General features: G+C 65.9%; 15 protein-coding genes. 6 read left to right on the top strand and 9 right to left on the bottom strand.

The features are described from left to right. Positions 1 to 99: 99 nt before the first annotated feature. The 5 genes from DRB87_RS08295 to DRB87_RS08275 form a co-directional block, all read right to left on the bottom strand. On the bottom strand, positions 100 to 930 hold the full coding sequence (locus tag DRB87_RS08295; RefSeq protein ID WP_130025565.1) for an alpha/beta fold hydrolase: 831 nt from the start codon (positions 928 to 930) through the stop codon (positions 100 to 102). A gap of 304 nt (positions 931 to 1,234) precedes the next feature. Then, a complete protein-coding gene (locus DRB87_RS08290; RefSeq protein ID WP_130025564.1) occupies positions 1,235 to 4,180 on the bottom strand; it encodes a DNA internalization-related competence protein ComEC/Rec2 in 2,946 nt (981 codons plus the stop codon). A 44-nt stretch (positions 4,181 to 4,224) separates the two neighbouring features. Beyond that, the gene (locus DRB87_RS08285) at positions 4,225 to 5,100 is read right to left on the bottom strand and encodes a TatD family hydrolase (protein ID WP_130025563.1); all 876 of its coding nucleotides are present in this window, start codon (positions 5,098 to 5,100) and stop codon (positions 4,225 to 4,227) included. Positions 5,101 to 5,309: 209 nt separating this feature from the next. Then, positions 5,310 to 6,047 (bottom strand): lipoprotein-releasing ABC transporter ATP-binding protein LolD, encoded by a 738-nt coding sequence (lolD, locus tag DRB87_RS08280; protein ID WP_240756228.1) that lies wholly within the window; start codon positions 6,045 to 6,047, stop codon positions 5,310 to 5,312. Continuing rightward, a complete protein-coding gene (locus tag DRB87_RS08275) occupies positions 6,040 to 7,293 on the bottom strand; it encodes a lipoprotein-releasing ABC transporter permease subunit (RefSeq protein WP_130025562.1) in 1,254 nt (417 codons plus the stop codon). Before DRB87_RS08275 ends, lolD begins: the two co-directional genes overlap by 8 nt. A 217-nt stretch (positions 7,294 to 7,510) precedes the next feature. Here DRB87_RS08275 and DRB87_RS08270 point away from each other — a divergent pair, with 217 nt between their 5' ends. The 5 genes from DRB87_RS08270 to lysS all read left to right on the top strand — a co-directional run bounded on the left by DRB87_RS08270 (position 7,511) and on the right by lysS (position 13,604). After that, complete coding sequence (locus tag DRB87_RS08270) at positions 7,511 to 8,590, top strand: regulator (RefSeq protein ID WP_130025561.1); 1,080 nt, start codon at positions 7,511 to 7,513, stop codon at positions 8,588 to 8,590. After that, on the top strand, positions 8,587 to 10,284 hold the full coding sequence (gene recJ / locus DRB87_RS08265; protein WP_130025560.1) for a single-stranded-DNA-specific exonuclease RecJ: 1,698 nt from the start codon (positions 8,587 to 8,589) through the stop codon (positions 10,282 to 10,284). Before DRB87_RS08270 ends, recJ begins: the two co-directional genes overlap by 4 nt. A gap of 171 nt (positions 10,285 to 10,455) precedes the next feature. Continuing rightward, positions 10,456 to 11,560, top strand: a protein-coding gene (prfB, locus tag DRB87_RS08260; protein WP_174966640.1) for a peptide chain release factor 2 whose coding sequence is annotated in 2 segments (ribosomal slippage) — positions 10,456 to 10,527 and positions 10,529 to 11,560 — 1,104 coding nt in all. Because the reading frame shifts where the segments join, the coding sequence is not laid out codon by codon here. A gap of 3 nt (positions 11,561 to 11,563) precedes the next feature. Continuing rightward, positions 11,564 to 12,043, top strand: coding sequence for an Ivy family c-type lysozyme inhibitor (locus tag DRB87_RS08255; RefSeq protein WP_130025558.1), 480 nt, complete (start codon positions 11,564 to 11,566; stop codon positions 12,041 to 12,043). A 16-nt stretch (positions 12,044 to 12,059) separates the two neighbouring features. Next, entirely contained in the window at positions 12,060 to 13,604 is a 1,545-nt protein-coding gene (gene lysS / locus DRB87_RS08250) for a lysine--tRNA ligase (RefSeq protein ID WP_130025557.1), read from the top strand. A gap of 23 nt (positions 13,605 to 13,627) precedes the next feature. Here lysS and DRB87_RS08245 read toward each other — a convergent pair whose 3' ends face one another. Continuing rightward, positions 13,628 to 14,230: a hypothetical protein gene (locus DRB87_RS08245; protein WP_130025556.1), complete on the bottom strand. Its 603-nt coding sequence runs from the start codon at positions 14,228 to 14,230 to the stop codon at positions 13,628 to 13,630. A gap of 328 nt (positions 14,231 to 14,558) precedes the next feature. Between DRB87_RS08245 and DRB87_RS08240 the strand changes: the two genes are divergently transcribed. Continuing rightward, the gene (locus tag DRB87_RS08240) at positions 14,559 to 15,254 is read left to right on the top strand and encodes a glycine zipper 2TM domain-containing protein (protein ID WP_130025555.1); all 696 of its coding nucleotides are present in this window, start codon (positions 14,559 to 14,561) and stop codon (positions 15,252 to 15,254) included. Positions 15,255 to 15,375: 121 nt separating this feature from the next. Here the strand turns inward: DRB87_RS08240 and iscX are convergent, their stop codons facing one another. The 3 genes from iscX to hscA are packed head-to-tail and all read right to left on the bottom strand — an operon-like array spanning position 15,376 to position 17,863. Then, positions 15,376 to 15,567: a Fe-S cluster assembly protein IscX gene (gene iscX, locus DRB87_RS08235; RefSeq protein WP_017234969.1), complete on the bottom strand. Its 192-nt coding sequence runs from the start codon at positions 15,565 to 15,567 to the stop codon at positions 15,376 to 15,378. A gap of 53 nt (positions 15,568 to 15,620) precedes the next feature. Further along, complete coding sequence (gene fdx / locus DRB87_RS08230; protein WP_130025554.1) at positions 15,621 to 15,962, bottom strand: ISC system 2Fe-2S type ferredoxin; 342 nt, start codon at positions 15,960 to 15,962, stop codon at positions 15,621 to 15,623. Between the two features lie 23 nt (positions 15,963 to 15,985). Next, a complete protein-coding gene (gene hscA, locus DRB87_RS08225) occupies positions 15,986 to 17,863 on the bottom strand; it encodes a Fe-S protein assembly chaperone HscA (protein ID WP_130025553.1) in 1,878 nt (625 codons plus the stop codon). Between the last annotated feature and the right edge of the window lie 67 nt (positions 17,864 to 17,930).

The following is a 17,930-nucleotide window of genomic DNA, read 5'->3' as shown; positions in this document are numbered from 1 at the left end:
GCGCCCTGCGCGGCGCTCCGCATGGCCGGGACATCGCTCCCGACCGGCAAGCATGCGCCCGGATCGGACACCCCGCGACGCGATTCCCGCCCGGGCGTCTCAGGCGGCCAGCGAACGCCGGCGCTCGCCGCGCAGTTCCGCGAGCATGTCGCGCACGGCGGCGGCCGTTTCCAGCGGATGCTCCATCGGAAAGAGATGGGTGCCCTGCACGTAACGCAGATGGGTGCCGACGATACGACGCGTCGCCCCGATCCCGGCTTGCCGTAGCTCGCGAGACTCGGTGCCCGCGAGAAAACCGACTGGCACCGGCACGCCGCGCATTGCACGCACGGCGAGCAGCGGCGGCAGCGTCAGATAGATCCGATATTCGATGTCACGCGCAAACGCAAGACGCCGGGCCTCGCCCTCGCCGGTCGGCATCGTGCCGCGGTCGATGTAGTCACGCAGCACGTCCGAATCCCAGCCGGCGAACACCGGCTTGCTCGCGAAATGTTGCCAGGCCGTTTCCCAGTCGGGCCAGTGATCGCGACGCCGCTTGGTCACGCCCGCAGGCGACATTCGCTCGTACAGTCCGGTGAGCAGGCCCAAGCGGAGCATCTGCGTGCGCCAGCCGGGCGTAACGATGGGCGAATCGATCATGACCACCCCGCGCACGCACTGCGGCGCCTTGAGCGCGGCCATCAGGCTCAGGAAGCCGCCGAGCGAATGTCCGACGAGCCAGACCGGCTCACCGCGGTATTCGCGCATGAGGGTGTCGACCAGTTCGTTGCGCAGATAGCGCCAGCCCGGCGTGACGGGATAGTGCGGGTCGTGACCGATGCGGTCGATGGCGCGAACGTCGTAATCGTCGGCCAGCGCGCCCAGCAGCTTGCGATAGACGCCGGCAGGAAAGCCGTTGCCGTGCGAAAAATGAAGGATGTCTCTTGTCATGGCATTCGTTGTCGTGGCGAGCCGGCCTTGTGCGAAATGTGCTGAAATCGGCCGCCCGGCGGCCACTGAAAACCAGGGACGACAGCCCGCGGCAATCGGTGCAGATCGACGGGAATCACTGTGTGGGTCAGGCCCAGCCGGTGCATGCGCGAGCGCACCGCAATCCGGCGCATCGGGCCATTCTAGCGAACCGCTCGTTAAGTACCGGTAGAGGTTTCCGTCGAATCGCGACGCCCGGGCACACTCCGCGATCCCGTGGCGAAGCGCCGGAATGTCCACGCTTGCCGGTGGCATGACATCAACGTCATGACGTATCCGGTACTTCCGCGTGCCAGTACCGTCGATATTGCTCGCGGTAAGACTGCGCCTCGATTCCATCCTTTGTGAACGAAAACCGAACGCCCCCGTGCGTCACGCTTTGCCAAATCCGCGCGCCGGCTGCCTGATAACGAGCCACGACCCCGGGCCTTGGATGTCCAAAGCGGTTGCGGTAGCCCGCCTGGAACACCACGTGCGCTGGCGATACAGCCTCGATGAACACGGTTGTCGACGACGTCAGGCTACCGTGATGCGGTGCCAACAGGATGTCAGAGCGCAAACCGGCACCGAAGCGTGCCAGCATGGTGCGCTCCTGCGGCGCTTCGGCATCCGCCGCGAGCAGCGCACTGTGCTCGGCGTTCGATACGCGCAGCACACAACTGACGCTGTTCGGTCCCATGCGTCCCTCCCAGCCGTCGCGCAACGCCCCTTTATCAGGATGCAGGAAGCGAAACGTGACGCCGTCCCACGTCCATTGCTGCCCGGCCAGGCAAGTGCGATGGGCCGCTGCGGCGCTTCGCACCCCATGCGTCGCCGGCAGCGACGACAGTACCTGCGCCGACGGATACGCCCGCAGCACGCTCAGTGCGCCGCCGAAATGATCGTCATGCGCGTGGCTGATCACGAGCCGATCCAGCCGCCGGATGCCGTGCGCGCGCAGATAGGGAACGATCACGCGGCGCCCGGCATCGCTATATCGCCCCAGCGGCGGCCCGGCGTCGAACAACAGCGTACGCGACGCCGTCTCGACGAGCACCGCATTGCCCTGCCCGATATCGAGCAGGGTGACCCGAAATTCTCCGGTGCCCGGCCGCGGCGGCGACGCGAGCAACGCCGGCCCCAGCAACGCGAAGCCGGCAAAACGAACACCGACGCGCCCCCCCCTCAGCCGACGCATCGCGGCCGGCCAAGGCATCAGACAGAGCAGCACGCCGCCGACAGCGGCCGCCTGCGCCCAGGGCGGCGCAACGGCCGCTCGCCACACCGCCCAGGGCCACGCTGCCAGCATGCCGAGCCAATTGGCCAGCCAGACGACCACCGCGTGCGCTACCGCCAACGCCCAATGGGCCAACATCTCGGGCAGCAACAGGCTCGCCAGCGTCAGCGGTGTCACGATCAACGTCATCACCGGTATGGCAATCGCATTTGCCAGTGGCCCAAGCAGTGGCACCGACCCAAACCATGCCAACGTCAATGGCACCAGTCCGATCGTGACCGCATATTGTGCGCGCACCGCAGGCCGCAGACGGGCCAGGGTCGCCGCGCGCCAGCGGCGGATCACGCCTTCCCGACGTTCAGCGTCCTGAGGTTTACCGCCCCGACGTTTGCCTGCCTGATATTCAAGGCCCTGACGTCCGCCGTCCCGACTGTCGCCCGGCCGACGTTCACCGCCCTGACGCTGAGCGCCCTGAAGCGGAACGTCCCGACATTCGCCTGGACGCCGCACATCCGCCAACGCGCGCCCCATCGTGCTCGCTGTTGACGGCGACCGCGCCACCTCCGGGATGCCGCGTCGACGTGCCACCCGCGGCGTTTGCTTCCGCCCAGCGCCCAGGACCAGTGCCGCGACCGCACCAAACGAGAGCCACAGGCCCGGCGTTACCACGGCCCACGGATCGAGCGCGACAACGGCGGCCAACGCCCACGCCAGCACATACGATGGCGCCGCCATACGGCCATTGAGCAAGGCGAAGACCAGAATCGCCACCATGCCGACGGCGCGCCGCACCGGAACGCCCCACCCCGCCACCGCCCCGTACGCCATCGCCGCCAGCAGACCGGCGACGGCCGCCGCCTTGGGCGCAGGCCACCATAGCGGCAAACTGAAGCGCCGTCCGCAAGCGCGCCGCCAGAGCGTGCCAACCAGTGTCGCGAGCACCCCCGCCACGAGCGACACATGCAATCCGGAAATCGCCAGCAAGTGACTTACACCGGTATCCGCAAAAACCTGCCAGTCGTCGGCCGCGATATCCCCCCGCTCCCCCAACGCCAGCGCGATCAAAACGCCGCCGTATCGCGCCGACGGCCCGAGTCCGGCACGAAGTTTGTCGCGCAGCCGTTCCCGCCAGGCTACGAATCGATACCCGGGCACCGTCTCCGCTTGCAGACGAAGCGGCGCCATTGTCCCAGTCGCGCCGTCTCTGCCGCTCAACGCCCGCACGTATCCCGTCGCGCGAATGCCGCGCACCAGCGCCGTCAACTCGGCATCGGCCCCATGCCAATTCGCAAAACCTCTTGGCGCTTTGAGCCGCACCGGCAAGCGCCATCGCTCACCGGCGTGCGGATCTCCCGCCGCCGCCCCACCCCGGCCCGGTTTGCCCCCCAATCGCGAGCGCCCCGGCCACACCAACTCAATGGCCTTCGGCACACGCACCGCCCGGCACGGCACGGCGCGGGTATCGGCGTCGCGTCGGTCGCCGCGCGTGTCCGACATTGAGCGCACCGTCGCGGACATCGGCATCTCACATCGTTTGTCCAAGACGTACGCGCGCTCCACATGGAAAGCGAACCGCCGCCCATCATCCGTCGACGCAGGAAGTCCGGACACGACACCGACGACCATCACGTCGCGCCCTTCCAGTTCGACGGGCAGCCGATCGTTCAATCGCGCCTCCGCCCGAAACGCTGCCCACGAATAACCGAAGACACCCGAGCAAAGCGCCAGTACGGCCACCACGCTCCGGTGACGCCAGCGCACGCCGGCGTGCGCGCCGCTTCGTGCGAAGCGTGCGCCACTGTCCCGCGTCGTCGGGCTGGCGCGCGCAGCACCGCGATCGCACCCCACTACGCCCCAGATCGCCCACACCGCCCACATGGCAAACAGGCCCGCGGCAACGCCGAGCGCGGCACCGAACGCTCGCCCCTGAGGCAACACGGCCGCCTGTTGCAACCACCAGACGCCGGCGACCCACGCAAGCAGCACAAGTCTCATGACGTCACCGCGTCATGTATTCGCGACCGCGCAACGCCGCATCGTCAGCGCGCCAAGCCGTCAGAGCTATCGGAGATGTCGGAGATGTCGGCGATCAGAGAAACGCCGGTAGCCGGCCCGTCGCCCGGCGCCATGGCCATGGCGCCAGCCAGACGCGGCAACACGCGCCAAGCATTGCGGCAAGTCGCCTGCGCCAAGGCTGCAGTCGTCACCCCACGCAGGTCCGCCAGCACTTGCGCGATGCGCGCCAACTCGACCGGGCTATTACGCTGCTTGTAGCGCCATTGCGGCGCAATATCGGGCGCGTCGGTCTCCAGCACGAGCGCATCGAGCGGCAGATCCGACGCGAGACGCCGAATCTGCAGGGCGCGCTCGAATGTCATCTGCCCGCCAAACCCCAGGCAGAAGCCACGCTCGACGAACATGTCCGCTTGTTGCCGGCTACCGTTGAACGCGTGCGCGATGCCGCCGCGCGGGGTGAAAATGCGCAGTTGCTTGAGCAAGGCATCCTGCGAGCGACGCACGTGAAGGATGACGGGCAAATCGAAGTCGCGCGCGATCTTCAACTGCTCGACATAAAAGAATTGCTGACGCTCGGGGTCCAGCGTCGTCACGAAGAAATCGAGACCGATCTCGCCGATACCGACGAAGCGCGGATCGCCCATCGCCCTCGCCACGGCACGGCGCAGCGTGGCGATGTCCTCGTCGCGCGCGCGTGGCGTGTAGAGCGGATGAATCCCCAGCGCGTAAGCGCCGCCGGGGATTGCGCGAGCCGCGGCCCGCGCCGCGTCGAACGTTGCGCATTCGACGGCGGGCACCACGAGCCCCACCACTCCGGCAGCAGTGGCGTCGGCGATCACGGTCGCACGGTCGGCGTCGAACTCGGCCGCATCGAGATGGCAATGGGTATCGATCCACATGGTCAAAGGTCCTTGAGCGTCAATTCTACGGGTCGTTGACAAGGCTCGCACATCGTTCTGGCGATGACCATCGGAAGACACCGCGTTACGGTCTAGGACGTTGCCGAAATCGACGGCGGCTGCCGCCTCGCGAAATGCGAAACGCCGGGGAGAACCCCGGCGTTTCGCTCACGTCAGCCGCCGCTCGCGCTAACGCGCTTGCACCACGGTCATGCCGGTTCCAGCACCCCATCGCGCAGTCGCAGAGCACGATCGCAGCGCTTCGCCAGATCGATGTCGTGCGTCACGATCACGAAGCTGGTCTTCAGGGTCTCCGACAACTCGAGCATCAGTTCGAACACGGTCTCGGCGGTATGCCCGTCGAGGTTGCCGGTCGGCTCGTCAGCCAGCACGCAAGCCGGCTGCGTGACCAGCGCGCGCGCCATTGCCACGCGCTGACGCTCGCCTCCCGACAACTCCGAGGGACGGTGCTTCACGCGCGAGCCGAGCCCGACACGCTCAAGCATGGCCAGCGCCGTCGCTTGCGCCTGCTCGGTCGGCAAGCGGCGAATGCGCAGCGGCATCGCCACGTTATCGAGCGCCGAAAACTCGGCCAGCAGGTGGTGGAACTGATAGACAAAGCCCAGCGACTGATTGCGCTGCGACGTCTTCTCGCGCTCGCGCAACGACGAAAACGGCTTGCCGAGCAGCGACACCTCGCCGCGCGACGGATCGTCGAGCCCGCCCAACACGTGCAGCAACGTGCTCTTGCCCGATCCCGACGCGCCCACGATGGCCACCTTCTCGCCGGGGGCCACGTCGAGACTCGCGCCGTTGAGCACCGTCACATTGAGCTGGCCTTGACGGAATGTCTTGTGCAGATCGCGCGCGCGCAGCACCGGTCCGTCATAGGCAAGGTTCGGCACACCGGCCAACGATGCATTCGCTTGATTTTTCGCGTTACTCATAGCGCAGGGCCTCCGCCGGTTTGACGCGCGAGGCACGCCAGCTCGGGTAGATCGTCGCCAGCGCCGAGAGGATGAACGAAATCACCCCGATGCGGATCACGTCCGACGACTGCAGATCCGAGGGCAATTCGGAGATGAAATAGATGTCTTGCGGCAGGAAGTGGATACCCAGCAAGTGCTCGATGAATGGCACGATGGTGCCGATATTCACCGAAATCAGGCAGCCCAGCGCCACGCCGAGCAGCGCTCCGGCAAAACCGATCGTCACGCCCTGCACGATGAAGATCTTCATGATCGAGCCGGGCTGTGCGCCCAGCGTGCGCAGAATGGCGATGTCCGCATATTTGTCGGTCACCGTCATCACCAGCGACGACACCAGATTGAAGGCCGCCACGGCGATGATGAGCGTCAGGATGATGAACATCATGCGCTTTTCGGTCTGCACCGCGATGAACCAGTTCTTGTTCTGTTGCGTCCAGTCGCGCACCCACATATTGCCGGACAGGGTTTTGGCCAACTCGCGGGCCACGAGCGGCGCCCGCTCCATGTCATGGATCTTCAGCCGCACGCCGGTCGGGCCGTCGAGTCGGAAGAGCGTCTCGGCATCGTGCAGATCGATGAGCGCCAGCGAGCTGTCGTATTCGTAGTGCCCCGCCGTGAAAACGGCCACCACCGTGAACTGTTTCACGCGCGGCAACACGCCTGCGGGCGTGATCGTCCCTTGCGGGGCGACGAGGGTGATCTTGTCGCCGATGCTCACGCCCAGCGCCCGCGCCAGTTCGCGACCGAGCACGATACCGAAGCTGCCCGGCGTGAGATTGGCGAGCGAGCCCTCGGTAATCTGCTTGCCGAGATCGGACACCTTGGCTTCCTCGCTCGGAACAATGCCGCGCAACACCACGCCGCGCACGTTGTCCTCGCGCGTTAGCATGGCCTGCTCGCCCACGTAGGGCGCCGCCGCAATCACGTTCTTGTTCTGCAACGCTTCGGCCGCCGTGCGGTGCCAGTCGGGCAGATTGCCGTCGACCGCGAAGACTTCGATGTGCGCAAGCACGGAGAGCATGCGGTCCCGAACTTCCTTCTGAAAACCGTTCATCACCGACAGCACCACGATGAGCGCCGCCACGCCGAGCGCAATGCCGGCCATGGAGATGAAGGAAATGAAGGAAATGAAACCGTTGCCGGATGATCGCTTGCCGGTGCGCGTATAGCGCCAGCCGATCTGCCATTCGTATGGGAATTTCAAACGGATTCCTGATTCTTGATAAGGATCGATCGGAGCGTTCCGGCGCCAGTCCGCACCGGTGCCCAGCGCCCATGTATCTGACCGCCACGTGGCCACCATGTCGTCGCGGCCCGGCGGCCACCTGACCCGAACCCGGCTCGACACATGGCTCGTTCAGCCCCCGACGTGAGGGTCAGCCAACTGCCAGCGCGAAGTTTGCCATACAATTCGCCTCGATATGGATACACCTGCCCTGCACTTTCTCTTGCCGTTCGCGCTGCCCGCGTCGGCCCATTTGCCCGCACTGCTGGCCAACTTGGAGTTGCCTGCGCTCGAAAAGTTGCTCGCGCGCGGCGTCCAGGCTGCGCAGGACGTGCCGGCCGACCCGTTTGTCCCCACGCTGCCCCATGAACGCTGGCTGACCGAAGCCTTCGGCCTGCCCGGCGGGCCGTCGCGCGCGCCGCTCGCGCCGTTCATGCTGTTCGAGGACAGCGGCATGCTCGACACCCGGTTCTGGTATTGCGCGCAGCCGGCGCACATCCACATCGCCACCGACCACCTGGTACTGACCGATCCCACCGAACTCGCGTTGAGCCACGAGGATTCAGCCGCCCTGTTCGCCACCGCGCACGCCCTGTTCGCGGAGGTCGGCGGCGACCTCGTCGCCCCGCGCCCGGACCGGTGGTACCTGAGCGCGCCGGCGCTGGGCGACCTGCTGACCGCGTCGCCCGCGCGCGCGGCCGGCCGCAATGTCGACATCTGGCTGCCGCAAGGCAAGGCCGAACTGACGTGGCGCAAATGGCAGAACGAAGTCCAGATGGCGTGGTACGACCATCCCGCCAATCAGGCGCGCGAAGCCCGCGGCCTGCCGCCGGTCAATGCCATCTGGCTGTACGGCGGCGGTCAGCGCATTGCCGCGCCGCGCCTGAACCGGCCCTGCGTGACGATCCTGGCAGACGCCCCCGCCACCCGCGGTCTGGCGAACCATCTGCAAATCGCCTTGCACGGCACGGACGCCGGCCTTGCCGCCGCGAACGGCAGAACCGTCGTGCAACTCGACACGCTCACGCCGCATTTCCTGACGGAAGACTGGGCGCGCTGGCGCGATGCCCTCGTCGACATCGACCGTGACTGGCTGGCGCCGGCGCTCGCGCGTGTCGCCCAGGGCCAGGCCCGCGAAGTCTCGCTCACATTGTGCGGCGACAGTCACAGCGTGACGATGCGCTCGCGCGGCGGCGACTTGCGCAAGTTCTGGCGCCGTCAGGCGCTCGCCGCCCGCATGGTGCCGCTCGCGCGGCTTGGCGAGGAAGTTGCATGACCGACATCGTCACCCGTCATGTCGACGACGCGACGGCCAACGCCCTCGCGCGCGACGGCGTCCACCCGGTGCTTGCCCGCCTGTTCGCATCGCGCGGCGTGGCCGAGACCGCCGAGACCGAAACGGCGCTGGCCCGTTTGATCCCCCCGACCCAGCTCAAGGGCGCGCAAGAGGCGGCCGCCTTCCTCGCCGACGCCATGGCCGCCGGCAAGCGCATGCTCGTGGTGGCCGACTACGATTGCGACGGTGCGACCGCCTGCGCCGTGGCCGTGCGCGGCTTGCGCATGTTCGGTGCGAAGGTCGAGTACCTGGTGCCGAACCGGTTCGAATACGGCTATGGCCTGACGCCCGAAATCGTGGCTCTGGCCGCGCAAGGCAAGGCGGGGCCGCCGGACGTGCTGATCACCGTCGACAACGGCATCGCCAGCCTCGAGGGCGTGGCCGCCGCGCAGGCGCTCGGCATCGAAGTCGTGGTGACCGATCACCATCTGCCGGGCAACGAATTGCCCAACGCGCGTTGCATCGTCAATCCCAACCAGCCGGGCTGCGCATTCCCGAGCAAGCACCTGGCCGGTGTCGGCGTGATGTTCTACGTTCTGCTCGCGCTGCGCGCCGAGTTGCGCGCGCGCGGGGCGTTCGAGGCGCGCGAACAGCCGCGGCTCGATACGTTGCTCGACCTGGTCGCACTGGGCACGGTCGCGGACGTGGTCAAGCTCGACGCCAACAACCGCATCCTCGTGGCGCAAGGCCTCTCGCGCATGCGCGCAGGGCGCATGCATCCCGGGATCAACGCGCTCTTTCGCGCGGCCGCCCGCAATGCGCGCCAGGCGGGCAGTTTCGATCTGGGCTTCGGCCTCGGGCCGCGTCTGAACGCCGCAGGGCGCCTTGCCGACATGTCGCTCGGCATCGAATGCCTGCTGACGGACGACGACGCTCGCGCCTGGACGCTCGCGCAGGAACTCGACGCGATGAATCGCGAGCGCCGTGAGATCGAAGCAGGGATGCAGCAGGAAGCCCTGGCCGATCTGGCGCGCTTCGACCCTCGCGCCGCCACCACGCTGTGCGCGTTCAACGAGACCTGGCACCAGGGCGTAATCGGGATCGTCGCCGCACGGCTAAAAGAAAAGTTCTACCGTCCGACCATCGTGTTCGCCCCGGGCGACGACGGCCAGATCAAGGGGTCCGGCCGCTCGATCCCCGGCTTTCACTTGCGCGACGCGCTCGATCTCGTCACCAAGCGCGAACCGGGTCTCATCGGCAAGTTCGGCGGTCACGCGATGGCCGCAGGCCTCACGATCGCTGCCGACGCCCTGCCGCGCTTCCAGTCGGCATTCGAAGCCGTGGGACAGGCGTGGCTCGACGAGACGGCGCTCTCACGCGTGATCGAGACCGACGGCGACATCGGCGACGAGTGCTTCGTGCCGCCCTTTGTCGCCCTGCTCGACGCACAAGTGTGGGGACAGGGTTTCCCGCCGCCCGTGTTCTCGGGCGAGTTCGATGTGCTCTCCCAAGCCATCCTCAAGGACAAGCACCTGAAGTTGCAACTCGGTCGCGGGCGCATGCGCTTCAACGCCATCTGGTTCAATCACGCCGATACCTTGCCGAGCCGTGCGCGATTTGCCTATCGGTTGGCCGCCGACACCTTCAACGGCGTCTCGCGCGTGCAGATGATCGTCGAACACGCCCAGGGCTGACCGTATGCGGTGCCAGGGCCGCCCGTCTTGCCCGCCGACAGCGAAATCCGGCCAGCGGCTGGCAGTCACCCGCCGTCAGGACGGCGTCTCAACTGCCCGGGAAAAGTGGGGAAACGGGGGCTTCGCTGCGCTATAATCCTCGTTTCCCCGAATTCGCCCCTGTCAAAGCTCATGGAAGCCGAACGCCTTAACGCACTTGAATCCCTGCTCGCCGACCTGCGCACCCGCGTTGGCGAGCTCAGGGGGTATCTTTGACTTCGATGTCAAGCAAGCTCGCCTGATTGAAGTCAACAAAGAACTAGAAGACCCCAACATCTGGAACGATTCCAAGCGTGCGCAGGCACTGGGCAAGGAAAAGAAGGCGCTCGACAGCATCGTCAGCAACCTGACCGAACTCGACGCCAGCCTTTCCGATACGCAGGAACTGTTCGAAATGTCCCGCGACGAGGGCGACGAAGACTCGTTGCTGGCGCTCGAGAGCGACACGCAGGGTCTCGCCGCTCGCGTGGGCGAGATGGAGTTCCGCCGGATGTTCAACACCCCGGCCGACCCGAACAACTGCTTCATCGACATCCAGGCCGGCGCCGGCGGCACCGAGGCCAACGACTGGGCCGGCATGCTGCTGCGCCAATATCTGCGCTACTGCGAACGCAAGGGCTTCAAGGCCGAAGTGCTCGAAGTGTCGGACGGCGACGTCGCGGGCATCAAGAGCGCCTCGCTGAAGGTCACCGGCGACTACGCCTACGGCTATCTGCGTACGGAAACCGGCGTGCATCGTTTGGTGCGCAAGTCGCCGTTCGACTCGTCGGGCGGTCGCCATACGTCGTTCGCCAGCTTGTTTGTGTACCCGGAAGTGGATGATTCGATCGACATCGAAATCAATCCGGCCGACGTGCGTACCGACACGTATCGCGCGTCCGGCGCAGGCGGTCAGCACATCAACAAGACCGACTCCGCCGTCCGTCTGACGCACATCCCGACCGGCATTGTCGTCGCCTGTCAGAACGACCGTTCGCAGCACCGCAATCGCGCAGAAGCGTGGGACATGCTCCGCTCGCGCCTGTTCGAGCATGAGATGCGCAAGCGTCGCGCCGAGCAGGACAAGCTGGAGTCAAGCAAGACCGATGTGGGCTGGGGCCATCAGATTCGCTCGTACGTGCTCGACCAGTCACGCGTCAAGGACCTGCGCACCGGCGTGGAAACCGGTAATACCGGCAAGGTACTCGACGGCGACCTGGACGACTTCATCTCCGCGAGTCTCAAGCAGGGAGTGTAAGGAATGGCGTTTGTCCGCACGCTAGCCGTGTGGGGGGTGAGCGCGCTGTGTCTGCAGTGCGCCGCCGTTGCTGCCCCGGCCAGTACACCGGGCGCACCGGGAGCCAATCCCGAGACGGGACCGTACCTGCATGAATTGCTCAAGCGCCCGGACTTCTCGGGGGCGTATGCGCGCATCATCACGCCACGCAACGTTCCCGCGTGGGTGCGTCAGGGTGGCACATCGACGCCGTCGCAACGCGTGAGCGTCGCGGGCAAGCCCTGGTTGCTGGTGCAGAGCTGCAAGCCGCACGATTGCCCGAGCGAGTATGTCCACATTTTGTATGAGCCGCGCTCACAGGCGATCGCGGCGCTGTTCGTGCGGGACCCGAGTGCGGCGGCCAATGCCGGACCGCATCAGGACCGCACGGAATTGATCTGGCTGGGCACGCCCGACGGCTTGCTCAAGAATGCCCTGCTGCACACGCTGCGTTTTACCGAATAACCTCATCGCTCGCATCATGACCGATCACAATACTCCGGCCCATACGGGCACCCCGGCGGGCGACCTGCCGCACGACGACAACAAGCTCATCGCGGAGCGTCGCGAGAAGCTGCAGGCGCTGCGTGCCAACGGCGTGGCGTTCCCGAACGACTTCCGTCCCGAACAGCACGCCGGCGACCTGCAGGCGCGCTATCAGGACGTGGACAACGAGGTGCTCGAAGCCGAGCCCGTCCCCGTGTCGGTGGCCGGTCGCATGATGCTCAAGCGCGTGATGGGCAAGGCCGCCTTCGCCACCGTGCAGGACGGCAGCGGTCAAATCCAGTTCTTCATCGGCCGCGACGACGTCGGCGCCGATGCCATGACCGCCTTCAAGGGCTGGGACATCGGCGATATCGTCGCCGCTACCGGCACGCTGTTCCGTACGCGCACCGGCGAACTGTCGGTCAAGGTGAAGGCACTGCGGCTGCTCGCCAAGGCGCTGCGCCCGCTGCCGGACAAGTTCCACGGCCTGTCGGATCAGGAGACGAAGTACCGTCAGCGCTACGTCGACCTGATTACCTCGCCCGAAACGCGCAGCACGTTCCGCGCCCGCGCGAAGGCCATCGCCTCGATGCGCAAGTACATGACGGACGCCGACTTCATGGAAGTCGAAACGCCGATGCTGCACCCGATTCCGGGCGGCGCCGCGGCCAAGCCGTTCATCACGCACCACAACGCGCTCGACATGCAGATGTATCTGCGTATCGCGCCGGAGCTGTATCTGAAGCGCCTGATCGTCGGCGGCTTCGAGCGTGTGTTCGAGATCAACCGTAACTTCCGCAATGAAGGCGTGTCACCGCGCCACAACCCGGAATTCACGATGATGGAGTTCTACGCGGCCTACACGGACTACCGTTGGCTGATGGACTTCACCGAAGCGCTGATCCGCAACGCCGCACTCGACGCGCGCGGCACCGCAACCATCGAATACCAGGGCCGCGAACTGGATTTGTCAAAGCCGTTCCACCGCCTGACGATCGTCGAAGCGATTCGCAAATACGCGCCCGAGTACACCGAAGCGCAACTGGCCGACATCGAATTCGTGCGTGGCGCGCTGGGCAAGTATGGCGTGAAGGTCGATGCGCCGCAGTTCAAGAACGCGGGCCTCGGTGCGCTGCAACTGGCCCTGTTCGAAGAGACGGCCGAGAGCCAGTTGTGGGAGCCGACTTTCATCGTCGACTATCCGGTGGAAGTCTCGCCGCTCGCGCGCGAGTCCGATACCGTGCCGGGCATCACCGAGCGCTTCGAACTGTTCATCACGGGCCGCGAGATCGCCAACGGCTTCTCCGAGTTGAACGACCCGGAAGATCAGGCAGCACGCTTTCGTGCGCAAGTCGAGCAGAAGGACGCGGGCGACGAAGAGGCCATGTATTACGACGCCGATTACATTCGCGCGCTCGAATACGGCATGCCCCCGACGGGCGGCTGCGGCATCGGCATCGACCGTCTGATCATGCTGCTCACCGACAGCCCGAACATTCGCGATGTGCTGCTCTTCCCGCACCTGCGCCGCGAAGACTGAGTCGTTTGGAACGGTTGCGACACTTAGAAGGCCGGAACGCCGCGATAGGCGGACGGCCACTCCCCATCGAGCCGCAACCAAGTGCGCGCGATGGGGAGAATCGCACCGCTCGCCGCCCCTTCGACCAATTGCCGTAACGCCAGCGACGACAGCGTTTTGGCATCGGTCGGAAACGCGAGAAGCAATGTGCGATTGACGGGGACGGCCGCAAAGTCCGTCACCTCGAAATGCTCGACCATCGACTGGTAGAGATTGCCCAGCACCAGGCCGCCAGCCGGTGCCATCCAATTGCCGCGACAGCCGGCAATCGGCGTGCCGTCGTCGAGCCGCGCAATGCCGAACTCGAAATGCCCCGCCTTCCATGCGCGCGCGAGGTTCGACGCGGCTTGCGCAAATGCCGCCTCGAACGTCAGACCAGCCGCGCGCAAATCCTCGCCCTGCAGCCGGCGCAGTCCAGCCGTGCCATCGAGCACGAGCGTCACGAAAACGTCGTCCGAAAACGGTTCGCTGACCTCCCCTTGCGGATCGTGGACGTCGACCCACGCGCGTTGTACTACGTACGGATAGAGGTGCGCGTGGCTTGCGGCGTCGAGCGGGGTATCCAGCGGCGGCAGCGTATCGATCATGGCGTTGGGACGAATCGGCAAGAAGGACGTTGACGGACAATGCGTGCCATTATGCGCGCGGCGCGACTTGTTTCATTTGTTATGACAACCGTGCGCGATGACGACGCAGCGCCCCATCAATTGCGAAAAATTCTCATATTTTTCAATGAATTAGCGATCAGTCAAAGGGCACTCGCCTGGGACTGCCGCGATGCACATCTTACATCGCGTTACAAAATGAAACGGATGCCGCGCCTGCCATGACGGAGACTTTTCTCATGCGAAGCCTCCCGTGCCTGTCAGCACGAAGAATGGGGTTCGCGACAACCGCACGATGGAGAAAAACCACATGAATAACGATCTTCAACCGCGCCGCATGCATCCGCTGGTCGCTGCCGCAGCCGGCAGCATCGTGGTCGTCAGCCTGCTCGGCGTTGCCGCCATCACGGGCGTGCTCCCTGTCGCCAAAAGCACCGACGGCCCCGCAACGACCGTCGATCATTCGCAGTACGCGCTGACGTCGGCCCAACAGCCGTCTTCGAACGCGATGCGCAGCTCGCAGGTGACGGAGCAGCCGACCCAGCAGACGCAATACGCGCCGCAGCAAGCTCAGTACGCGTCGCAGCGGGCGCCGGCACAACGGGCCCCGGCGCCGCCGCCGTCATATGCCCAATCCTCGGCCGCCCCCGCACAGCGCCAGGCGGCGACATGCTCGACGTGCGGCACGGTGCAGTCAGTGGAACCGATCAGCACGCAAGGTCAGGCCTCGGGCCTGGGCGCCGTCGGCGGTGCCGTTGCTGGCGGCCTGCTCGGTAACCAGTTTGGCGCGGGTAACGGCCGCACGGCAATGACCGTGGTCGGCGCGCTGGGCGGCGGTCTGGCCGGCAACGAAGTCGAGAAGCGCGTTCGCTCCGAAACCGTGTATCGCGTGTACGTGCGCATGGATACCGGCAAGACGCGCTACTGGACCTATCAGTCCGCCCCTGGCGTGCAGCCGGGGGATCGCGTGCGGCTCGAGAACAACGGGCTGGTGCGCGCGGGCTAAGGGGGTGGGATCCGCGTCACGCCGTTCGTGCCGCGACGGATCTCGTGTTAACGCAAAAGCCGCTCGTCATGAGCGGCTTTTGCGTCTGCGGCAGCGTCGCGCACCCTGCGCGATCGTCGGGTCAGACCTCGTCGATCCACGCCATCTGAATCGCTTCAAGCACCTTCTCACCGGCACGGTCGGGCGCGTCGTCAAAGCCATCGAGCGCCATCACCCATTGATGCAGGTCAGTAAAGCGCACGTACTGCGGGTCGATGTCGGGATGCGCCTCGGTAAGCGCAATCGCGATGTCCTGAATGTCGGTCCATTTCATGGGCAGAGTCCTCTTCTTCTGACGTGTCGCCACGCAACGCCAAACGGCGTCGATCAGTGGCTTTCCTTGGCGTGATTGATCGTGTACTTCGGAATCTCGACGACCAGATCGGTGTCGGCGGGCATCTTCGCCTGGCACGACAGGCGCGACGTCGGCTCCAGGCCCCAGGCCTTGTCGAGCAGATCCTCTTCCTCGTCTTCGGCCGGCTCCAACGCCTCGAAACCCTCGCGCACGATCACGTGGCACGTGGTGCACGCGCACGACAACTCGCACGCGTGTTCGATTTCAATGCCGTTGTCCAACAACGCTCTGCACACGGTGGTGCCGGTCGGAACGTCCAGCACCGCGCCCTCCGGGCACAGCTCGACGTGAGGCAATACAACAATTTGAGGCATGGCTTTGGCTTTCCGTGTGTGTCTTACAGTTTGTCGATGTCCGCCACGCGCCGGCCGGCCAGCGCCGCGCGGATGCTCTTGTCCATGCGGCGCGCGGCAAACGCGTCGGTCGCATGCGAGAGCGTTTCGGTCGCCGTCTTGATGGCAATCTGATCGTCGCCGGACGCCTTCTGGCGCAACTCAGCCAGCAAGCCGTCGATCTGTGCGCGCTCGTCGGCGTCGAGCAGTTCCGGGTCCGCCTGCAAGGCGCTGTCGATCGCAACCAGCAGACGCTCGGCTTCCACTTGCTGCTCGCGCAGCGCGCGGGCGCGCATATCCGCCTCGGCCGAACCGAAGCTGTCTTGCAGCATGCGCGAGATATCGTCGTCCGCCAGACCATACGACGGCTTGACCTCGATAGAGGCCGCCACGCCCGAGTGCAACTCCTGGGCGGAGACGGAGAGCAGCCCGTCGGCGTCGACCTGATACGTCACGCGAATACGTGCCGCGCCGGCCGTCATCGGCGGAATGCCGCGCAATTCGAACCGGGCCAGCGAGCGGCAATCGGACGCCAGCTCACGCTCGCCTTGCAGCACGTGAACGGCCATCGCCGTCTGGCCGTCCTTGAACGTGGTGAATTCCTGCGCACGCGCCACGGGAATCGTAGCGTTACGCGGAATGATCTTCTCGACAAGGCCGCCCATCGTCTCGACACCGAGCGACAGCGGAATCACGTCGAGCAGCAGCCAGTCGTCACCGTCAGCCTGATTGCCCGCCAGCAGGTTCGCCTGCACGGCAGCGCCGAGCGCCACCACCTGGTCCGGATCGAGATCGATCAGCGGTTCGCGTCCGAAGAAGGTCGCCACCGCGGCACGCACTTGCGGCATGCGCGTGGCGCCCCCGACGAGCACGACGCCCTTGACGTCCTCCGGGCCCATGCCGGCGTCGCGCAACGCCTTGCGCATCGGGCCGATCGTGCGTTGCACGAGCGGCGCGCCCAGCGCCGTGAATTGGTCGCGCGTGAGCGTCAGCGCGAGGTTGCGCTCGCCAGACAGCGTCAGGGCGATCGTCGTTTGCGCGGCGTCGGTCAACGCTTCCTTGGCGGTGCGCGCGTGATCGAGCAAGCCGCGCACATCCTCAGGCGTGAGCGAAGCCGCGTCGAGACCGGCCGCTTCCACCGCCCAGCGGTAGATCACCTGATCGAAGTCGTCGCCGCCAAGCGCCGAATCGCCGCCCGCCGCAAGCACTTCGAACACGCCCTTCGTCAGTCGCAGAATCGAGATGTCGAACGTGCCACCACCCAGGTCGTAGACCGCGTAAAGACCTTCCACCGCGTTGTCGAGACCGTAGGCAATCGCCGCCGCCGTCGGCTCATTGAGCAGCCGCAGCACATTGAGGCCGGCCAGACGCGCGGCGTCCTTGGTCGCCTGACGCTGCGCGTCGTCAAAGTAAGCGGGCACGGTGATCACAGCGCCCACCAGATCGTCGCCGAGCGTGTCTTCGGCGCGCTGACGCAACGTGGCGAGAATTTCGGCAGACACTTCCACCGGGCTCTTGACGCCGCCGGCCGTTGTCATCTGCACCATGCCCGGCGCGTCGACGAAATCGTACGGCGCGTTGTCGGCATGGGCGACATCGGCCAGGCCCCGGCCCATGAAGCGTTTGACGGAGACGATGGTGTTGCGCGGATCGCTGGCGGCGGCCGCACGAGCGTCGTAGCCGATCTGGGTACGGGGACCGCCCAGATAGCGCACGACGGACGGCAGCAGCACGCGGCCCTGTTCGTCCGGGAGCACTTCGGCCACACCGCTACGTACGGAGGCCACGAGCGAATGCGTCGTGCCCAGGTCAATGCCCACGGCGAGTCGCCGCTGATGCGGCGCGGGGGACATGCCGGGTTCGGAAATTTGCAGAAGGGCCATGACTTTGCAATGCGGGCGACGCGCTCGCGCGGCCGCCCTGTTCTCAAGCAGTTCTCAATGACATGTG

This window comes from Pandoraea sp. XY-2, from assembly GCF_004193915.1.
Taxonomy (GTDB): Bacteria; Pseudomonadota; Gammaproteobacteria; order Burkholderiales; family Burkholderiaceae; genus Pandoraea; species Pandoraea cepalis.
The sequence above is the reverse complement of the archived record's forward strand: the minus strand, read 5'-3'. Positions and strand labels throughout refer to the sequence as shown.